Origin of the sequence: Nocardia sp. CA-135398 (assembly GCF_050955845.1) — a bacterium.
Taxonomy (GTDB): domain Bacteria; phylum Actinomycetota; class Actinomycetes; order Mycobacteriales; family Mycobacteriaceae; genus Nocardia.
This window is the reverse complement of record NZ_CP192084.1, coordinates 2,996,188-3,013,676: the sequence shown is the minus strand read 5'-3', so window position 1 is coordinate 3,013,676 and position 17,489 is coordinate 2,996,188. Positions and strand designations below refer to the sequence as shown.

The following is a 17,489-nucleotide window of genomic DNA, read 5'->3' as shown; positions in this document are numbered from 1 at the left end:
CATGGACCCACAAGACATCGCAGAGTACGAGGACGGAAACGCTCTCGCCGGCCCCTTCGGTGAACTGTTCACCGCGGACGTCACCACGGCCTCCGGGCGCTGTGCCGAATGCGGGCACACGGCCCTCGTCGCCGATCTGCGCGTGTACGCGCGCGCCCCGGGCCTGGTTGCCCGCTGCCCGAGCTGCGGTGCGGTGATCCTCCGGTTCGTACGGGCCCCCGATGCCGCATGGCTGGACCTGCGCGGCACGGTCCACCTGCGTGTCCCGCTGCCGCCCGCATGAAGGTACCGAGCTGATCGCACCGCACACCGTCAGGACCATCCCGGAAAGAGCACTGCAGGTCAGGGAAATCACCGAATTGGCCGCTTCAATCGTGTCCACGAAATCGGGAACACTCCAGGGAGGTGTCGGATGAAGGCGATTGTGGTGACGGATCAGGCCACGGGGACGGCCGGGATGACGCTGGCCGAGCGTCCGGAGCCGCAGGCCGCGGGGAACGACGTCCTCGTTGAGGTTCACGCGTCGGGATTCACCCCGGGCGAGCTGACGTGGCCCGGAACCTGGACCGATCGCCTCGGCCGTGACCGCACACCGTCGATCCCGGGCCACGAGGTGGCCGGAGTGGTCAGCGCTCTCGGCTATGGCACGAGAGGGCTGTCGGTGGGACAGCGGGTGTTCGGGCTCGCGGACTGGACGCGCGACGGCACCCTGGCGGAGTACGTGGCCATCGAGGCGCGTAACCTCGCGCCGCTGCCGGGCACTGTCGACTTCACGGTGGGTGCGAGCCTGCCGATTTCGGGTATGACCGCATGGCAGGGGCTGTTCGTGCATGGCCGGTTCCAGGTGGGGCAGAGCATCCTCGTGCACGGCGCGGCTGGTGGCGTCGGCTCGGTGGTGACGCAGCTGGCTCGCGAGGCCGGCGCATACGTCATCGGTACCGGACGCGCTGGCGACCGGCAGGCGGCGCTCGACTTCGGCGCGCAGGAGTTTGTCGATCTCGACAATGATGCACTGGAAAACGCTGGTCGCGTCGACCTGGTTTTCGACGTGATCGGTGGCGACATCGGGAGGCGGTCGGCGGGTCTGGTTCGAGCGGGAGGGATGCTCGTGACAATCGCCGGCCCACCTGAGGCGCAGCCGAAGGACGGCCTGGCGGTTGATTTCGTCGTCGAGGCCGATCGCGCACAGCTGGGTGAGGTGGTCCAGCGGGTCCGGGACGGACGGCTGCGCACGAACATCGGCCAGGTCGCGAACCTCGACGACGCCGTTTCCGCTTTCAACCCGACCGAGCGGGTCAAGGGCAAGACGATCATCCGGATTCGCCCATAAAAGAACGCGCAGACAACGGAGACCCCGTCACGCGCAACAGGATAGGCGAGGAGTGTCATAGAGAAAGGGGAGTCACATGAAAGCGATCGTGGTGACGGACCGGGCCGCAGGAACTGCGGGGATGACGCTCACGGAGCGGCCCGAGCCGGACGCGGCCAGGCTCGCCAGTCTCGAGGGCGCGAATTACGGCGATGTCGTCGTTGAAGTTCATGCGTCGGGATTCACCGGGAATGAGCTGGAGTGGCCGTCGACTTGGATCGATCGCCTCGGCCGTGACCGGACGCCGTCGATCCCCGGACACGAGCTGGCTGGAGTGGTCACCGCTCTCAGCTATGGAACGGCGGGGCTGTCGGTGGGACAGCGGGTGTTCGGTCTTACGGACTGGACCCGCGACGGCACGCTGGCAGAGTACGTTGTCGTCGAGGCGCGCAACCTTGCGCCGCTGCCCGGCGACGTCGACTTCACGGTGGGCGCGAGCGTCGCGATGCCGGGCCTGACCGCGTGGCAAGGACTGTTCGATCATGGACGTCTTCAGGCGGGTCAGAGTGTCCTCGTGCACGGCGCGGCGGGCGCAGTCGGTTCGATGGCGACGCAGCTCGCACGCGAGTACGGCGCATACGTCATCGGTACCGGACGCGCTGCCCACCGTCAGACGGCGCTCGACTTCGGCGCGCAGGAGTTCGTCGACCTCGAGAACGACGCGCTGAAAGATATCGGCGGAGTCGATCTGGTGTTCGATGTCTTCGGCGCAGACATCGGGAAGCAGTCCGCGGGTCTGGTTCGTGCCGGAGGAACACTGGTGACCGTGGCCGGGCCGCCCGAGGCACGGCCGGCCGAGGGCCTAGCAGTCGACTTCGTTGTCGTGCCCGATCGCGCCCAACTGGGGCAGATCGCCCGGTTGATGCGGGATGGACGGCTGCGGACGAACACCGGCCACGTCGCGGCCCTCGACGATGCCGTCGCTGCCTTCAACCCAACCGAGCGAATCAATGGGAAGACGATCATCCGCGTTCGTCCGTGAGAGCTCAGGGACAGCGACCGTCCGTCCCCACTTGCGGATCAGTCGACCACTCCTGACGCACGCCCGGCAGCAGTAGGCGAATCACTTGTTCCAGCTGTTTACCTCGTTCAGGGGTTCCGGGCTCACCACGCGGCCACCAGTAACAGCACTGCCGCTGCCGCGGTGAGCACCACCACGCACACCACGAAGCGCCACAACACCGCCCACCCGTCCATCGCCTTGCGCACCGTCTCACCGATCTGCGACCACATCACCGGCCCTTGTGTACATGCGGAACCTCCATTATTTCAGGCATAGGACATCGCCGCGCGACGCCGATCGACGACAGAGGTTGCGTCGATTAGGGGCGCACGGACACTCGAGGTTGGAAGCGCTCCACTTTCGGAGCCGGAAATGCCCTATGCCGTAAGCATTTTCGGTCGGTGAAACAAGGCCCGACAATAGGCCGGACGATTCAATCAGTTGTCCAGCTCTTGTCATGCAGGTCAACGCCGGTAAATATTCCGCGAGCAGGTGATGCGGCAGTGCCGAATCACTGTGGTGGAGCAAAGATTCGCTGGATCGGCAAACGCTGCTGGATGCCGCGTGGGATCCCGACGATCCCCAAGTCTGGGCCGAGCAGCAGCGCTGGGTTCAGTTGGTGTCGACCTGGCGCGGCGTCAGCGCCGGGTGGCGTCGGATCGACCCGGGACCGCTTCGAAGATCTGTCTGTGCCCGCATATGTCGAGCAGTTGCTTGGCGGCAATGGATGTGGCACGACTGCGAGTCGTTCATTGCGAGACCGGTGTTTACCGACGGTTTCTGCACGCGGGGAAATCACGCCGGGGGGCGGTGACGACGGTCCTGCCTGGCTTGCCGTTAATACCCGCGGGTTGACACACGATTCTTTGGAGTACTCAACGGCGCAGGCCCGGACACCCCGACCAGAACTGCAAAATCCTAGGAGATCAGATGCCTACAGTGACCATATTTCGGCCAGGAACGATCGAGGACAGCGGCCAGCACTTTATGAAGTTCGTGTTCAGGGCCAGCGTGGATGGGCAAGTAGGGCTCGTACATGTCACGGTTAATGACGAAGCAGGCCAGATGAACGAGGCCAGCGCCGCCGAAGCTGCAGAATTGCTTCTTCGGCGACGCCCCGACCTTCTCGAAGGTATAGCGATCACCGAAACAGCCGAAGGCGAGGGCAGCACCGGTGGCGGCAGCGCCACCGGTGGCGGCATCAGCGTCGGGGGCAGTGGAGTCGGTACCCGCGGTGGGGTCAGCGGCGGAAGCGACGACGACAACGATGATGATGATGACCTCATCAAATTCGAGGCAGCGTTCCTCTCAGGCAGGCCACCGGGAGCGGCGGAAGCAGAACAGCAACCAGGCGATGCTTACGAGGTCGACAACCACACGAAGAGCAAGAATCCCGGTACCAATACTTAGCCGAGTGGGGGACGGTTTGGTGCCGAAATCGCCTGCTGCGGTGTAGCTCCCAGATAGAGTCGAGTCCCACCCACGTCAGCCGAGGAAGCGAATGTCGAGGTTGTCGCGAGCATCGATCCATTGAGCCCGGGCGCGGTCTTCACTCGCGCCCCACGACTGGTCGTCACCCAAAACCCCGGACCGACAGTTGAATACACCGCACCGGACTTCACCAATAGGGAGAGCGTCGTCGTCATCGCCGAGGCCTACCGCCGCAACGATGCCTGGAAGGTGCGGGCAGTGGGCCAGGACTACGCCTCCGGTCTGGGTGGCTTGGCCAGCGACTACGGAGTCGATGTCAACACCGACGAGACACCCGCCCAGGTCGGTGCGAGTACGCCATCGGGTTCGAAGACACCGACCGAACTCGCGAAGGTAACCGACATCGCGCCCGAGTTGCTGCCGGTGGCAACCGAAGCGAACCGAGCTGGTCCGCGGCTTCAGGACGTGGTCTCGAGCGCAGGGTTGAGTCCGGCCGATTCGACGTGAGGACCGCTGCTGATCGGGCCGCGCGTTCCGCAATGTCGGCGAGGTGATTCTGTGGGCTCGTTCAGTTCGCATCGGGCACTGTGGACGCGCGTGCATCTCGCGCACGCTGATCCCGGCTCGCGTCATCGAACCGTAGCTCAATACTTACTGTTTCCGCAGGTCAAGGCGTGTGGTTAGCGCATGTGTTCCCCTCCGGACACGTACCATAACCCCAACTGTGCGGGTCGAGAGATGTCTCGCCCCGCACGAGTCGTTTTGCGGGGTGGTAGGTCATCTGCAGCGCCCGGCGCGATTCCTGAGATGACCCGGTGCGGCACGAGCGGTCGAGCCCTGCGAAACCGGTCGGACGGTGACGGGGAATCGAGTGGCGACGGCTCGGGGAACTTCCGGTTGACCCGATTTTCACACTCCCCCCACCAGTGAGAATGACTTACCTTGCAGTCATCCAGACCGAACAGTATGGGATGCCGATAGTGAACGTTTCGAAGGCCGTCCGGGTAATAGCCGCAGCCGATATGGCGGAGAAGATCGGACGGCAGGGACAGCACTTGGTCCCGTGTGTCACACGGGAAACCTCAGGGAGCCATGGTATTTCGGCCGGAATGGTGAATATGGCGCCGGGGAAAGCCTCGCGGGCGCATTACCATGCGCACAGCGAGATCATCGTCATCTGCTTGCAGGGCACGGCGGCGACGCTGATCGGGCCGGAATTGACGCCCCATCTGCACGGACCGGGTGAATTCATCTATATCCCCGAGGGCGTGGTGCACGTGGCCGTCAACCTCAGCGAGACCGAGGAGCTGGTGGCGGTCGAGATGCGTACCGATCCGATGTTCAACGAAGATGTAGTGCTGACACCGGAATTCGACGGTCGGGTAGCCGAGGTGGTCGCGCGGGTACGACGTGACCCCGCGATGGTAAGCGCGAGACTGTGACCACCCGGGTCAGCCGTGGCGCCGCCGCAGTGCGCAGCGGGCCGATCGACGATATCTTCGCGACGCTGGCCCGCCGTCCCGAGGTGATCTCCTTCGCTGTCGGCGCGCCGGATCCGGCACTGCTGCCCGGCGAGCTGGTGGCGTCGCTGGCCGCGGATGTCTATGCGGAGTACGGGAATTCGGTGTTGCAGTACGGGATGACCCGGGGGTTCCCGCCACTGATCGAACAGGCGCGGCTGCTGCTAGCGGCACGGGGGATCGGGTGCCCGGCCGATCGGCTGCATATCGCGACGGGCGGATCGGGTGCGCTGCACAGTGTCTGTATGGCGCTGCTAGATCCTGGCGCCACGGTGCTGGTGGAAATACCGACCTACGGACCTGCGGTGAAGGTGTTCCGTAGTCACGGGGCGAAGGTTACCGGGGTGGAATCCGATGGTGACGGAATCCTGCCCGCCGCACTGGATGTCGCGCTGAGTGGGCAGCGCGTGGCATTCGTCTATCTCTTGCCGACCTTCCAGAACCCGACCGGTCGGACCATGTCGGCGGTGCGCCGCACGCAGGTGGCCGAGGTCGTCAAGCGGCACGGCGCGACGGTGGTAGAGGACGATGTCTACGTAGATCTCCGGTACCGGGGCACGCCGCTACCCGCGTTCTGGTCCGTCGCGCCGGATAACACCGTCTACATCACGTCACTGTCGAAAACCCTCGCACCGGCGCTGCGGATCGGAATCGCGGTGCTGCCCGGGGAACTGCTCGACCATGTACTCGCGCTGAAGCAGGGCATCGATATGCAGACCTCGACCTTCAACCAGGCCATCGCGACCGCATTCCTGCGCGATGTCAAAGGTGCCGCCCATGTGGCCCATGCGGTCGAGAGTTATGGGGCCAAGCTGGCCGCGCTCACCGCGGCGCTCGGTGCGTATCTGCCACCCGGATTCTCCTGGACCGAACCGGAGGGCGGTATGTTCGTATGGGTCGAGGGCCCCGGTGATTTCGACGCGGGTGCGCTGATCGGACCGGCGCTGGATGCCGGTGTGGCGTTCCTGCCCGGCGCGATGTTCTATGCCGCCGATGATCCGCCGCGCAACGGGATCCGGCTGAGTTTCGCGAATGTGCCGACCGCCGAGATCGGCCGTGGCATACAACTTCTGGCCTATTTGTGCGGGGCGCGATGAGTATCGTCGGCGTCTGGGAAGTGCGAGCCGACGGCGCACCGTTCGCATATCACGTCATGACGTTCCACCCGGACGGCACTATGGCGCAGTCGAATCCGGATCGCGGTAACCGCGTCAGCAGCGATAGCAACGGCATGGGTAACTGGCGGGCGGATGGCGCGACGGTATCGGGCGCATTCCTCGAGTTCACCGTCGACCGCGCGAATCCGGAGTCGGTATACAGAGGGATTGTGCGCTTCGAATTGACCGTGCGCGGCGACGAATTCAGCGGCTCGGCGAGTGCGATGTTCTACGATCTCGACGGCACACCCCGACGGGGCCCGCTCACGGCGGAGCTCACCGGTCGCAGGTTCGACCATCTGTCGTTGCCACTGCCCGCCGAGGCCGGCGCTCCGGCGCCACCGAAGGCGACGGCGATCTCGGCGATCTCGAAGCTCGGCACGGACTGAGCGTTCCCTGGCCGACAAATATCGGCGGGCGATATTTCCCGGGACGTAGATGTCTGCCGAGTGACGACTCCGCGTCGGTCATCGGACGACCGTTGCGCCCATGCGCCGCGTCGGCGGATAAGGGGTGCACCGTTCTCTCACAACGGCTGCCCACCGGGCTGACCCGTGTCGGTGACCAGAGTCCGACCAACGTATCCGCATTCGGGTCGCGCCGACCGGCCCACTCGAATTCGTTGATATTGGCACTTTTCCGCAGGGGCGGCGGCTTATACGGTTCAACCGAACGAGGACGAAACGGTGGGCAGGCACGAGTAATCGGCGTCCATCCGGTGATGGGCCGCGCACATCCGCCCCGGAGCACATGGCGGTGCCCACCTCCTCGACTCTGGACAACGTTATCCGTGAGGACATCCCATGGCTGTACCCGAGCACCGCCACGACAAAAGCGACCGAAATACCCTGCGGTTACGTGCGATAGCCGCCGACGTTCTCGAGGTCGACGAAGACGGAATCGATATCAGAGCGCATTTCTATGACGACCTTTGCGCCACATCACTCGAGAAGGCCGAGATATTGGCGCGTATAGAACGTGAATTCGGCGTCGCGCTGGCCGACGGATCGGTCGAAGCCGTGGATTCGCTGGGTGACGTACTCGCGGTCGTCGACGGCGGTGTTCGCAAGTGAACCTCATCGACTTCTTCGTCGGAAAGCATATCGACTCGCCGCGCAAAGACCGTGCGGCCTACCTCGATTCCGAGATAGGCCAGGTCACCTATGCCGAATTATTCAGGGCCGCAGGCCTATTCGCCGGGCTCCTCGCCGACGCCGAGGTGGCGCAGCGGACTCGGGCGATGGTGCTCGCCGACGATTCGGTCGCGACCGTGGTGGCGATCCTCGGACTCTGGTGGCACGGATGTGCCGCGGTACCGGTGAATCCGGCGTCGGCGGATAAGGAGATCGCGTTCATCGCCGCCGACTGCGGGGTCGAGTTCGTCTACCTCGACGTACCCGCGTCGAGAAGGGACGGTCTGGCAGCCGTACTACCGCATACGGCACAGCTCGACGGCGATACCATCCGCGAGCTGATGCTGCAGCAGCGACGGTTGCCGGGAACGTCGGACCACGCTCAGCCCGCGCCGTGGTCGCCGGATCAGGTCGCGCTCCTGCAATACACCTCCGGTAGCACCGGGGTCCCCAAGGGGGTGCCGCACCGGGCGGCCGCCCTGATCTCGGTACCCGCCGGATTCGGCACAATCCTCGCACTCACCGAGGCCGATACGGTGTTGTCGACCGCGAAACTCTCCTTCGCCTACGGTTTCGGCAATTCGTTGCTGCTGCCGCTGCACGCCGGTGCGACCACGGTGCTGCTGCGCGGCGGTGTGGACGCCCCGGTGGTCGCCCACGCGCTGCGCCGCTACAACCCGACGATCCTGTACTCGGTGCCGCGCCTGTACGCCGCGCTCATCGAATTGTTCGACCGCACCGCGGATAGCAGGCTGCGGGTGGCGGTTGCGGCGGGTGAGGGTCTGCCCGCCGACCTGAGCGAACGGATCATGCGGCGGCTCGGAGTTCCCCTCGTCAACGGTCTCGGGACGACCGAAGTCCTGTATATCGCCGTATCGACATCGCCGTCCGAGCCGGCGCCGGGCACCATCGGCACACCGGTACCCGGTGTGCACGTGACGATTCGCGGCGACGACGGCGCGATACTGACCGGTGAGGAGGTGGAGGGCCGCCTGCATATCGCCTGCCCCTCCGTGGCGACCGGTTATCTCGATCGGCCGGAGGCGACCCGCGCGACATTCGACGCGGGCGGCGCCTACACCGGTGACATCGTCCGACGCTCGGGTGCGGGACCCATCCGGTATCTCGGACGGGCCGATGATTTCATGAATCTCGGCGGCTACAAAGTCGCGCCGGCCGATATCGAGACCGTGATCCGCGCCGTGAGCGGAGTACGTGATTGCGCCGTCGTCGCGACGGAGGACCGGCACGGACTCGCCCAAGCCGTCGCGTTCGTCGTACCGGACGGTAGGTTCGAGACCGCCGTGGTCCGCCGGGCCGTCGTCGCAGCGCTGCGCGCGGACCTCGCCTCATTCAAGCGACCCGGTCGCGTCGAAATCGTCGACGCGCTGCCGACCACCTCGACGGGCAAACTCGCGCGCAACCAGCTCCAGGCGATCGGCGCACGCTGATGTCGTGGGAGATCAGCGGGATGGCGGCGGTCGCATCCATCGGGGACAGTCCCGACCGGATCTTCGACGCGTTGTGCGCCGGGCGCAGCGGCGTGGGCAGACTGCGCGCATTCGACGCGACGAGATACCGGACCCGCCACGCCTACGAAATCGATGATCGCGGTCCCGAGGATATCGATCACCCCTTCCGCGCGACGCGCTGGTTGCGCGCGGTGGTCGAGCAGGCGCTGGCGGACGCCGAACTCCCGCCCACCACCGATCAGTACCCGCTATTGGTGGGAACCACACTGCGAGAACAGCGTTCGGTCGAGCTCTGGTGGAAGCAGGCGAACTCGCCGTCCGCCCCGCAGCTCGATCCGCGGCGGCTCGACTTCGCGGCGGCACTGCGCGAGGACCCACGTATCGGCGCGGTGCACACCGTCGCGAGTGCCTGCGCCGCATCGCTTTACGCACTGGGTATGGCGACGGATCTGATCGAATTGGGCCGGGCCGATACGGTAATCGTCGCCGGTACTGATTCGATCACCGAAAGCGCGTTCGGCACGATCGACCGTGTGCAGAGCGGGGTGCCGAGTGCTGTGCGCCCGTTCGATTCCGGCCGCGCCGGCATGATCATGGGCGAAGGCGCGGTGGCGGTGGTCCTGCGCCGGGCCGGAACCGGGGACAGCGGATACGCGCGGCTGCGCGGCGTCGGTATGAACTGCGACGCGCGCCATGCCACCGCGCCCGACCCGGCGAGTATTCGCGCAGTCATCACCGACGCCCATAAACGCGCGGGTGTCGGCGTGGAGGATATCGACCTGGTGATGTTGCACGGCAGCGGCACCCAACTCAACGACGCGGTCGAGGCGTCGGTACTGGCCGATGTATTCGGCGCACTCGATTCGCCGCCCGCGATGACCGCGATCAAGTCGATGACCGGTCATACCCTCGGCGGTTCCGGGCTGCTCAGCCTGATCATGGCGGTTATCGCGATGCGGCGCGGGCAGGTACCCCCGATCCTCGGCCTCACCGATCCGATCGCCGAGGCCGCGCCGCTGCGGCTGGCCGGGGAAACCGTCCGCGCCGACCTCGCGGTAGCCCAGATCGACGCCTTCGGATTCGGTGGTATCAACGCGGTCGCCGTTATCGAGAAGGGCAGGACGTGAAGCGACAGCCATCGGTCGTGACCGGGGTCGGTCTCGCCGTCAACGGGCTCGCGACCGCGGCCGATCTCCTGTGCGATCCTCCGGAACGCGGAGGCGCCGAAGCGCCGATCGACCTGAGCGGACGCGAGATGCGGCACAAGGACCGGGCATCGCGACTGGCCCTGCGCGCGGTCGAGCGCGCGCTCGCCGACGCGGATTTGGATTCGGCCGCCGCGAACGCCACGACCGCCACCGTGGTCAGCTCGAACTACGGAAACCTCGACAGCGTCTGTGAATTCACCGACCGCATCGCCGAGGAAACCACCGCGGGTCTGAGCCCCTTGGGGCTGCCCCACGTTTCGTCCAATGCCATCGCCGGTTGGATCGCGATCCGGCACCGATTGCGCGGGCCCAATCTGACCCTGTGCAATGGCAGCACCAGCGGAATCGACGCGCTGTACTGGGCCGATGACCTCATCACCGCGGGTCGCGCCGATATCGCGGTCGTGGTCGGCGTCGAACCAGATACCCCGCAGGTGCGGCGACTACTCGGCGCGGATCAGGACGGTGCGGTATTCGACGGGGCAGCGGCCGTCGTCATGGAATCGAACGCCCATGCCGAATATCGGCGGGCCACGGTGCGCGCCGTAGTCGGAAGTCGTTCTCGGACAACCAGTCTCGGCCATTTGATCGCCGCAATCGGTGTCGCGGCGCGACCGCGGGCGCTCTGGCTGACGCCGACAGCACTGCCGCCGGATATCACCTCGCCGATCCCGACCGCCGACCTGACCGGGCGGCTCGGGGACAGTTCGGGCGCCCTCGGTGTCCTGCAATGCGTGGCGGCGATCGACTATCTCGGTACCGCCGATACCGGGCCGATCTACGCGACATGCGCCAGCGGGCCACACGGCGACGCCGCGACGCTGCAACTACTCGGCCCGCGTATTTCCGGTAATCCCACACCCGATCAGGAATGACGATGACGAGTAATGCACGGCCGACGGCGGATATCGAGGAGTTGCGAGTACTTGTCGCCGCCGTCCTCGAGCTTCCGGTTACCGAGGTGACCGATCAGGCCGATTTCGCGGATGATTTGAATGTCGATTCACTGCTCGAACTCGAGCTCGCCGCGCGCCTGGAAAAAGCGTACGGCATCGAGATTCCCGAGGTCGGGAACGCATCGTTCACCTCGCTCGCGCATATCCGAGATCTCGTCGAGCGGTTACTCGATGCGAAATCCATTGCGGCCGAGTCGAATACCTCGGAACGGACAACCGCGTGACAACCCCGGAATTCCTGCGCGTCGACGCCGCTGTCGATCCGGTGACCGCGATGGCGCGACTGGCCGGATCGGGCCTGTTCGGTGATCACGTCATCTACGAGCGGCCCGGTCAGTGGGTCTTCGCCGCCGCCCCGTTGGGCGCTATCGAACTCGATACCGACCAGGTACAGGTCACCACGGCGGGCCATCAGACCACGCGGGGCTGGACGGGCCGACCGGTAGCGGCGCTCGCACGTGCGCTGGAATCGTTGCGGGTCGGCTGTGGCGAGGGGGCATCGGGCACCGCGTACGGCTGGATCGGATTCGAGTCCTGCGCGTACACGCTCGACGCGCAACAGTATCTGTCCGGGGGAACAAAGTTGGCGCACTTGATGATTCCCCGCATGGAGGTGACGGTCACCGATGCGGAGGTGACCGTGAACGGGGCGAGTACCGCCGAACTCGTCGCGATCGAGGAGCTGCTCGGCGCACCCGCCGGACCGCCCCCGATGGGACACCCCACCGATATCAGCGCCGATCCGAGTGGCTACCGGGAGCGGGTCGCGGCAGCCGTCGCCGAGATCGCCGCAGGCCGCTACCAGAAGGTGATCCTGTCGCGCCGGGTCGAATTGCCGTTCCGGGTGGATATACCCGCGAGCTATCGCCTCGGCCGGATGCACAACACCCCGGCTCGCTCATTCCTGCTGCGGCTCGGCGACCTGGCGGCGGCGGGATTCAGCCCGGAACTCGTGGTCTCCGTCGACGACGACGGGGTGGTCACCACCGAGCCGCTGGCGGGCACCAGAGCATTCGGCCGGGGTGCGGTCGCCGATCTCGCCGCCCGCGATAGCCTCGAATCGGATCCGAAAGAGATTATGGAGCACGCCGTTTCGGTGCGGACATCCTTCGCGGAGATGGTCTCTATCGCCGAACCGGGTTCGTCGGCCGTCGCCGATTTCATGGCGGTCCGGGAGCGGGGCAGCGTCCAGCATCTGGCTTCGACGGTACGCGGACGGCTCGGCGGCGATCGGACCAGCTGGGATGCGCTGGAAGCGCTTTTCCCGTCGGTCACCGCCTCGGGCATACCGAAGCGGGCCGCTGTCGACGCCATATTCCGTCACGATGAACCCCGTGGGCTGTACTCCGGTGCGGTGGTCACGGTTTCGGCGAACGGTTCGATGGAGGCGACGTTGGTGTTGCGCGCGGTGTACCAGAGCGGCGGCGCAGCGTGGCTGCGTGCCGGCGCGGGCATCATCGGCCAATCCAGTCCCGAACGCGAATTCGAGGAAACCTGCGAGAAACTGGGCAGTGTCGCGCCCTATCTGGTGCGCGCCACCTGAACGCCGTAGCCCATCCGGTTAGGTAACCGGATGCCGGGATCCGCGTATCCGTAGGTCCGGATGTGCGGGGATCACCCGAGTTCAGTGGGGTGAAACGAGGCCGCGTCGGAAAAGTTGCGTGCTCCAAGCTGTTCAGTAAGCTGCGCGTATGCTCGACCGAATTCACATATGAACGCGGCACCCGCGTACCATCTCGTGCTGCCGTCCCGCCGCCGAGACTGATCGTGGACGTTCACGTCACGTTATCGGGTCGAGGCGATCTGGGCGGTCAAATCTACCGCCAGCTTGCGGCCGCGATCCTGGACGGGCGGCTGGTGCCGGGGCAGCCGCTGCCACCGTCACGCGAACTCGCGCGACGTCTGGCGGTATCGCGCAATACCGTGACCGGAGCCTACGATCGGCTGGTTGCCGATGGCATCGCCGAAAGCCGTATCGGGGCAGGGATATTCGTCAGTGCGGTCCCCGCGGCACCGCTGATCGATTCGGCGTCGTACGAGGGAGAGCAGGTGGTCCGGCCACTGCCCTCGTGGGCGAATATCACGGTGCCGCCCGCCGAATTCTTCGCCGACGCACCGCAATACGATATGCGCCCCGGTATTCCTGACGTCCGGCTGTTCCCCTACGAGGCGTGGCGGCGGTTGACCTCACAGGTGCTGCGGGCATCGTCGATGGGTACTGGAATGCCCATCGACCCGGTCGGATTGCCCACGCTGCGCACCGCCATCGCGCGTCATATCGGCGTCTCCCGCGCGGTTAAGGTGACCGCCGACAACATCATCATCACCCAGGGGATCCAGCAGGCGCTCGATCTCGTCGGACGGGTGCTATTGCGCCCCGGCGACTGCGTGGCGATCGAAGATCCCGGCTACTCACCGGTGCGCGAACTGTTCCGCACTCTCGGAGCCGAAGTCGTCGGCGTCGAGGTCGACCGGGAGGGACTGCGCGTCGACGCACTGCCCGACCGCGCCAGGATCGTCTACGTGACGCCGTCCCACCAGTTCCCGTTGGGCATCGCGATGTCGCTGAATCGCCGACTCGCGCTGCTGGATTGGGCGCGCGGCCGCGACGCCGTGGTGATCGAGGACGACTACGACACCGAATTCCGCTACAGCGGCCGGCCATTGCAGCCGCTACACAGTCTCGATTCCGCTGGCCGGGTTGTCTACGTCGGAACCTTTTCCAAGGTCATGCTTCCGGTGCTGCGGCTCGGCTTCGTCGCCGCACCGCCCGCGCTCCGGTCGGCGTTGCGGGCCGCGAAGTTCGTCACCGACTGGCATTCGCCAGGGCCGAACCAGGCCGCTCTGGTCGGCTTCATCGAAGAGGGGTTGCTGGCCAAACATATCCGCCGGATGCGCCGGGAGTACCAGGCCAGGCACAATATGATTGTCGACCGGCTGACAACGAATTTCGCGAAGTCGATGACCGTTATTCCGTCCGCGGTCGGACTCCACCTGTCGGCGTGGACGGCGCCCGGTCTCGACGCGCGCGATATCGCCCGACGCGCCCGTGCCGACGGCATCGGGCTGCTGCCACTGTCCCGATACCGGATGACCGACGGCGCGGACGGCCTCATCTTGGGATACGGCGCCATCTCACCTGACGATATCGACAAAGCTCTCGACCTGCTCGCCTCGGTGATCGACAGGACGCCGTGAGGAAAGCCTCGATGGTATCGCGAAACGGCCGGAGATCGGCGACGCGGCCGATGGCCGAAACGTTCGGCAATGCAATGATTCTCGGCGTATCGAGATCTGAGCGTCCGACCTTGGAGACGATTCCCGGCGCAGCTTCAGCAACCGGCGTCGCATGAACTGCCGAGTTGCTCGGCTGTTCGGTCCGCACCCTCAGCCGCGCCGCCCGCGATGCCACCGGCAAAGGGGTGCGCGAGCTCATCGACGAGCGCCGCCTACTCGAAGCCCGGCGTCTCCTGGGAAGCGCTCGGTGGGACGCTCGAAAAGTAACCGCTCACCTCGGCTTCACTGATACTGCGAACTTCGGCCGCTTCTTCCGCGAGCGCACGGGCCTCACCCCGGCCGCCTTCGCTGCCCTCGAAGCCACGACCCCACCAGCGCAATCCCTTCCGAAATCCGCGGATGAGAACGCATGACCGATGGGTGGCCGCGGCGCACACGACTGCAGCCGCCCATAGCCGTCGTACTCTCGACACGGATCAGTTTCTCGTGTCGAGCCAGCGACGAATGGCGTTCTCCCACTGTTTGTTCCGGGTGGATTCCATGATTTCCCTGCGGTCGATGAGTAGGTAGATTTCCCCGCCGGGCAGGGTGTCGAGGATGAGTGGTTTGCCGGAGTCGAGGAGGCCGCCGAGGAATCGGCCGTAGAGGTCGGTGTAGGTGCGGTCGATCGAGGTGATGTCGTTGCGGTGCAACCGGAGTTCGCCGGTTTCGCTCCATGCGGTCAGCGTCAGGGTGTCGGGGCCGAGTTCGATGGTGCCGCGGCGGCGGAACAGGGCCTTCTGGCTGATGGCGCCGGCGGCTTTGTCGGCGCGGGTGTTGGCCCGCAGTTCGTGGGCGGTGGCCCCGAGGTAGTTTCCGGTAGTGGTCATGGTGAATACGGTGCCGGGCGGGAGAGTCTCGCCGCATCCGCCGTCGGTACCTCATCGGGGCACACGGGCGCGGCGGCTACGACCGAAGTATGAGCGGAACGTCCGACCTCGGTCTACTAATTTCCTGTTCCCGTCGTAGTTCGCGGCGCTGTCCTACAGTGGCACAGGTGAGGACGCTGTCGCGGTCACGGGCGCGCGATGCCCTGGTAGACGCCACGCTGACCGCCCTGGCGCTGGCGATCGGCCTGAGCTCGAACCATTCGCTGCTACGCGGCATCGACGGATTCCCCGTCTGGTTGCGGGTCGCCGATCTCGTCCTGGGCTGCGGGGGCTTCATCGCGCTGTGGTGGCGGCGGGAGCGGCCGGTCGTCTTCGCCTGCTACGTGCTGATCGTCTCGGCGTTCACCACGTTGTCGGGGGGATTGGTGCTGGTCGCGACGTTCACCCTGGCCGTGTATCGGCGGTGGCCGACCGCAGTGGCCTTCGCGGCGTTGTTCGTCGCCTCGGCCGGTCCGGGACTGATGCTGTACAACGATCACGGGCCGTGGCTGAGCGAAGGCTCCGTGGCCGCGGTTGTCGTGATCTTCGCGTTCACCGGGTGGGGGATGTTCGTGCGCGCCCGCAGACAGTTGGTCGCGGCGCTGCTGACCCAGATCGACCACGCCCGCGCCGACCGCGGCGCCGCCATCGAACATGCCCGCGCCGCCGAGCGCCGGGCCATCGCGCGGGAACTGCACGACGTTCTCGCACACCGGCTCTCGGTGCTGGGCGTGCACGCCGGCGCCCTGGAATTTCGTCCCGACGCGCCGCCCGACCAGATCGCCGGCGCGGCCCGGCTGATCCGCGAGACCGTGCACGAGGGCCTCGAGGAGCTGCGCACCGCCATCCGTGTCCTGCGCGACGCCCCGGACGACAGCCGAGCGCCACTGCCTGCCCTCACCGATATCCCAGCGCTGGCCGACCGGGCCCGCGAGGCCGGAGTACGCGTCGACGTCGACCTCGATCGCGTCCGGCCCGAGAACGTCTCCCCGCAGTGCGGCCGAGCCGCCTACCGCCTCGTTCAGGAGGGACTGACCAACGTGCGCAAACACGCTCCTGGCGCGACCGCATCCGTGCTCGTCGCCGAAGAAGGCAACGGGCAGTTGACCATTCGCATCCGCAATACCCGGCCGCACTGCTGGGCGGCAGCAGCGCAGCAGGGTTCCCATAGCGGGCTGATCGGCCTCGGCGAACGGGTCGGCATCCTCGGCGGCATCCTGCGCCACGGCACCACCGACGACGGCGGATACCTGCTCGAGGCGACGCTCCCCTTGCATCGTCCGGCGGTGGTCTGGTCGTGAGCGCACCGACACCGATCCGCGTGCTGGTGGCCGACGACGATCCGCTGGTGCGGTCGGGGCTGGCGCTCATGCTCGGTGGCCGAGACGACGTGCGTATCACCGCGGAGGCCGCCGACGGGCAGCAGGCCGTCGCCGCGGCGGGTCGGGTCGACGTCGTGCTCATGGACGTGCGGATGCCGAGAATGGACGGTATCGAAGCCACCCGTGCGATCGCGGCGCTGCCACACCCGGTCCCGGTCATCGTCCTGACCACCTTCGCCGACGACGACCTCGTCCTCGAGGCGCTGGACGCGGGCGCGGCGGGCTATCTCGTGAAGGACAGCGCCCCCACCGACATCATCGACGCCCTGCACGCCGTCGCCGCCGGCCATGCGGTGCTGTCGCCGATGGTCACCCGTACCGTCCTCACCGCACTCGGCGACCCTGGTTCGCGGACTGATCCCCGCACCGCCCCCACCCGCGACCGCGCCCGCTCCCGTCTGTCCACCCTCACCGACCGCGAACTCGAGGTCGCCGTCCGTGTCGCACACGGGGACTCGAACGCCGAGATCTCCGCACGCCTCTACATGAGCATCCCCACCGTCAAAACCCACATGTCCCGAATCCTCGACAAGACGCGATCCGACAACCGCGTCGAGGTCGCCCTGCTCGTCCACGACGCCGGACTCGACACCTGACGACGCGGCCACACCACGGTATCGACTGCTTCGTCCGCAGCGTCCGGTATGGAAGTCGGGGCGTGGCTCAATCACGGATTCCTCTCGAATGCCCGTCGGGCGCGCTCCCACCTCAGG

At 66.3% G+C, this 17,489-nt stretch carries 20 protein-coding genes; 18 read left to right on the top strand and 2 right to left on the bottom strand.

Features of this window, described 5'->3' with window-relative positions:
- Position 1 precedes the first annotated feature (1 nt).
- From ACQP1T_RS13170 to ACQP1T_RS13160, 3 genes are all read left to right on the top strand, one after another.
- On the top strand, positions 2–283 hold the full coding sequence (locus ACQP1T_RS13170) for a DUF6510 family protein (protein ID WP_433760305.1): 282 nt from the start codon (positions 2–4) through the stop codon (positions 281–283).
- Positions 284–412: 129 nt separating this feature from the next.
- Entirely contained in the window at positions 413–1,330 is a 918-nt protein-coding gene (locus ACQP1T_RS13165) for an NADP-dependent oxidoreductase (RefSeq protein ID WP_433760303.1), read from the top strand.
- A gap of 76 nt (positions 1,331–1,406) precedes the next feature.
- Complete coding sequence (locus ACQP1T_RS13160) at positions 1,407–2,351, top strand: NADP-dependent oxidoreductase (RefSeq protein ID WP_433760302.1); 945 nt, start codon at positions 1,407–1,409, stop codon at positions 2,349–2,351.
- A gap of 122 nt (positions 2,352–2,473) precedes the next feature.
- Here ACQP1T_RS13160 and ACQP1T_RS13155 read toward each other — a convergent pair whose 3' ends face one another.
- Positions 2,474–2,605 (bottom strand): hypothetical protein, encoded by a 132-nt coding sequence (locus ACQP1T_RS13155; protein WP_433760301.1) that lies wholly within the window; start codon positions 2,603–2,605, stop codon positions 2,474–2,476.
- Positions 2,606–3,302: 697 nt separating this feature from the next.
- On the opposite strand from ACQP1T_RS13155, the gene ACQP1T_RS13150 reads away from it, so the two are divergent.
- The 13 genes from ACQP1T_RS13150 to ACQP1T_RS13090 all read left to right on the top strand — a co-directional run bounded on the left by ACQP1T_RS13150 (position 3,303) and on the right by ACQP1T_RS13090 (position 14,899).
- Complete coding sequence (locus ACQP1T_RS13150) at positions 3,303–3,782, top strand: hypothetical protein (RefSeq protein ID WP_433760299.1); 480 nt, start codon at positions 3,303–3,305, stop codon at positions 3,780–3,782.
- A gap of 120 nt (positions 3,783–3,902) precedes the next feature.
- A complete protein-coding gene (locus ACQP1T_RS13145) occupies positions 3,903–4,310 on the top strand; it encodes a TerD family protein (protein WP_433760297.1) in 408 nt (135 codons plus the stop codon).
- 473 nt (positions 4,311–4,783) lie between these two features.
- Positions 4,784–5,245 (top strand): cupin domain-containing protein, encoded by a 462-nt coding sequence (locus ACQP1T_RS13140; protein ID WP_433760296.1) that lies wholly within the window; start codon positions 4,784–4,786, stop codon positions 5,243–5,245.
- Positions 5,242–6,420 carry a PLP-dependent aminotransferase family protein gene (locus ACQP1T_RS13135; protein WP_433760295.1) on the top strand — a complete coding sequence of 393 codons (1,179 nt, stop codon included), beginning with the start codon at positions 5,242–5,244 and terminating at the stop codon, positions 6,418–6,420. The genes ACQP1T_RS13140 and ACQP1T_RS13135 overlap by 4 nt, the downstream gene beginning before the upstream one ends.
- Entirely contained in the window at positions 6,417–6,869 is a 453-nt protein-coding gene (locus ACQP1T_RS13130; protein ID WP_433760292.1) for a hypothetical protein, read from the top strand. Before ACQP1T_RS13135 ends, ACQP1T_RS13130 begins: the two co-directional genes overlap by 4 nt.
- Positions 6,870–7,283: 414 nt before the next feature.
- Positions 7,284–7,553: an acyl carrier protein gene (locus tag ACQP1T_RS13125; protein ID WP_433760291.1), complete on the top strand. Its 270-nt coding sequence runs from the start codon at positions 7,284–7,286 to the stop codon at positions 7,551–7,553.
- Positions 7,550–9,064, top strand: a complete 1,515-nt coding sequence (locus ACQP1T_RS13120; RefSeq protein ID WP_433760290.1) for an AMP-binding protein — start codon at positions 7,550–7,552, stop codon at positions 9,062–9,064. The genes ACQP1T_RS13125 and ACQP1T_RS13120 overlap by 4 nt, the downstream gene beginning before the upstream one ends.
- The gene (locus tag ACQP1T_RS13115; RefSeq protein WP_433760288.1) at positions 9,064–10,212 is read left to right on the top strand and encodes a beta-ketoacyl synthase N-terminal-like domain-containing protein; all 1,149 of its coding nucleotides are present in this window, start codon (positions 9,064–9,066) and stop codon (positions 10,210–10,212) included. Before ACQP1T_RS13120 ends, ACQP1T_RS13115 begins: the two co-directional genes overlap by 1 nt.
- A complete protein-coding gene (locus tag ACQP1T_RS13110) occupies positions 10,209–11,168 on the top strand; it encodes a beta-ketoacyl synthase N-terminal-like domain-containing protein (protein ID WP_433760287.1) in 960 nt (319 codons plus the stop codon). Before ACQP1T_RS13115 ends, ACQP1T_RS13110 begins: the two co-directional genes overlap by 4 nt.
- 2 nt (positions 11,169–11,170) lie before the next feature.
- Positions 11,171–11,473: an acyl carrier protein gene (locus ACQP1T_RS13105; protein ID WP_433760286.1), complete on the top strand. Its 303-nt coding sequence runs from the start codon at positions 11,171–11,173 to the stop codon at positions 11,471–11,473.
- A gap of 50 nt (positions 11,474–11,523) precedes the next feature.
- Positions 11,524–12,792 (top strand): salicylate synthase, encoded by a 1,269-nt coding sequence (locus ACQP1T_RS13100; protein WP_433762183.1) that lies wholly within the window; start codon positions 11,524–11,526, stop codon positions 12,790–12,792.
- Between the two features lie 224 nt (positions 12,793–13,016).
- Positions 13,017–14,447: a PLP-dependent aminotransferase family protein gene (locus ACQP1T_RS13095; protein WP_433760285.1), complete on the top strand. Its 1,431-nt coding sequence runs from the start codon at positions 13,017–13,019 to the stop codon at positions 14,445–14,447.
- A gap of 164 nt (positions 14,448–14,611) precedes the next feature.
- On the top strand, positions 14,612–14,899 hold the full coding sequence (locus tag ACQP1T_RS13090; RefSeq protein ID WP_433760283.1) for a helix-turn-helix domain-containing protein: 288 nt from the start codon (positions 14,612–14,614) through the stop codon (positions 14,897–14,899).
- Positions 14,900–14,962: 63 nt separating this feature from the next.
- On the opposite strand, the gene ACQP1T_RS13085 is transcribed toward ACQP1T_RS13090, so the two are convergent.
- A complete protein-coding gene (locus ACQP1T_RS13085; protein ID WP_433760282.1) occupies positions 14,963–15,355 on the bottom strand; it encodes a hypothetical protein in 393 nt (130 codons plus the stop codon).
- A gap of 167 nt (positions 15,356–15,522) precedes the next feature.
- On the opposite strand from ACQP1T_RS13085, the gene ACQP1T_RS13080 reads away from it, so the two are divergent.
- Together ACQP1T_RS13080 and ACQP1T_RS13075 are read left to right on the top strand one after the other, a co-directional pair.
- The gene (locus ACQP1T_RS13080) at positions 15,523–16,695 is read left to right on the top strand and encodes a sensor histidine kinase (RefSeq protein ID WP_433760281.1); all 1,173 of its coding nucleotides are present in this window, start codon (positions 15,523–15,525) and stop codon (positions 16,693–16,695) included.
- A complete protein-coding gene (locus ACQP1T_RS13075; protein WP_433760279.1) occupies positions 16,692–17,372 on the top strand; it encodes a response regulator in 681 nt (226 codons plus the stop codon). The genes ACQP1T_RS13080 and ACQP1T_RS13075 overlap by 4 nt, the downstream gene beginning before the upstream one ends.
- The last annotated feature ends 117 nt before the right edge of the window (positions 17,373–17,489 follow it).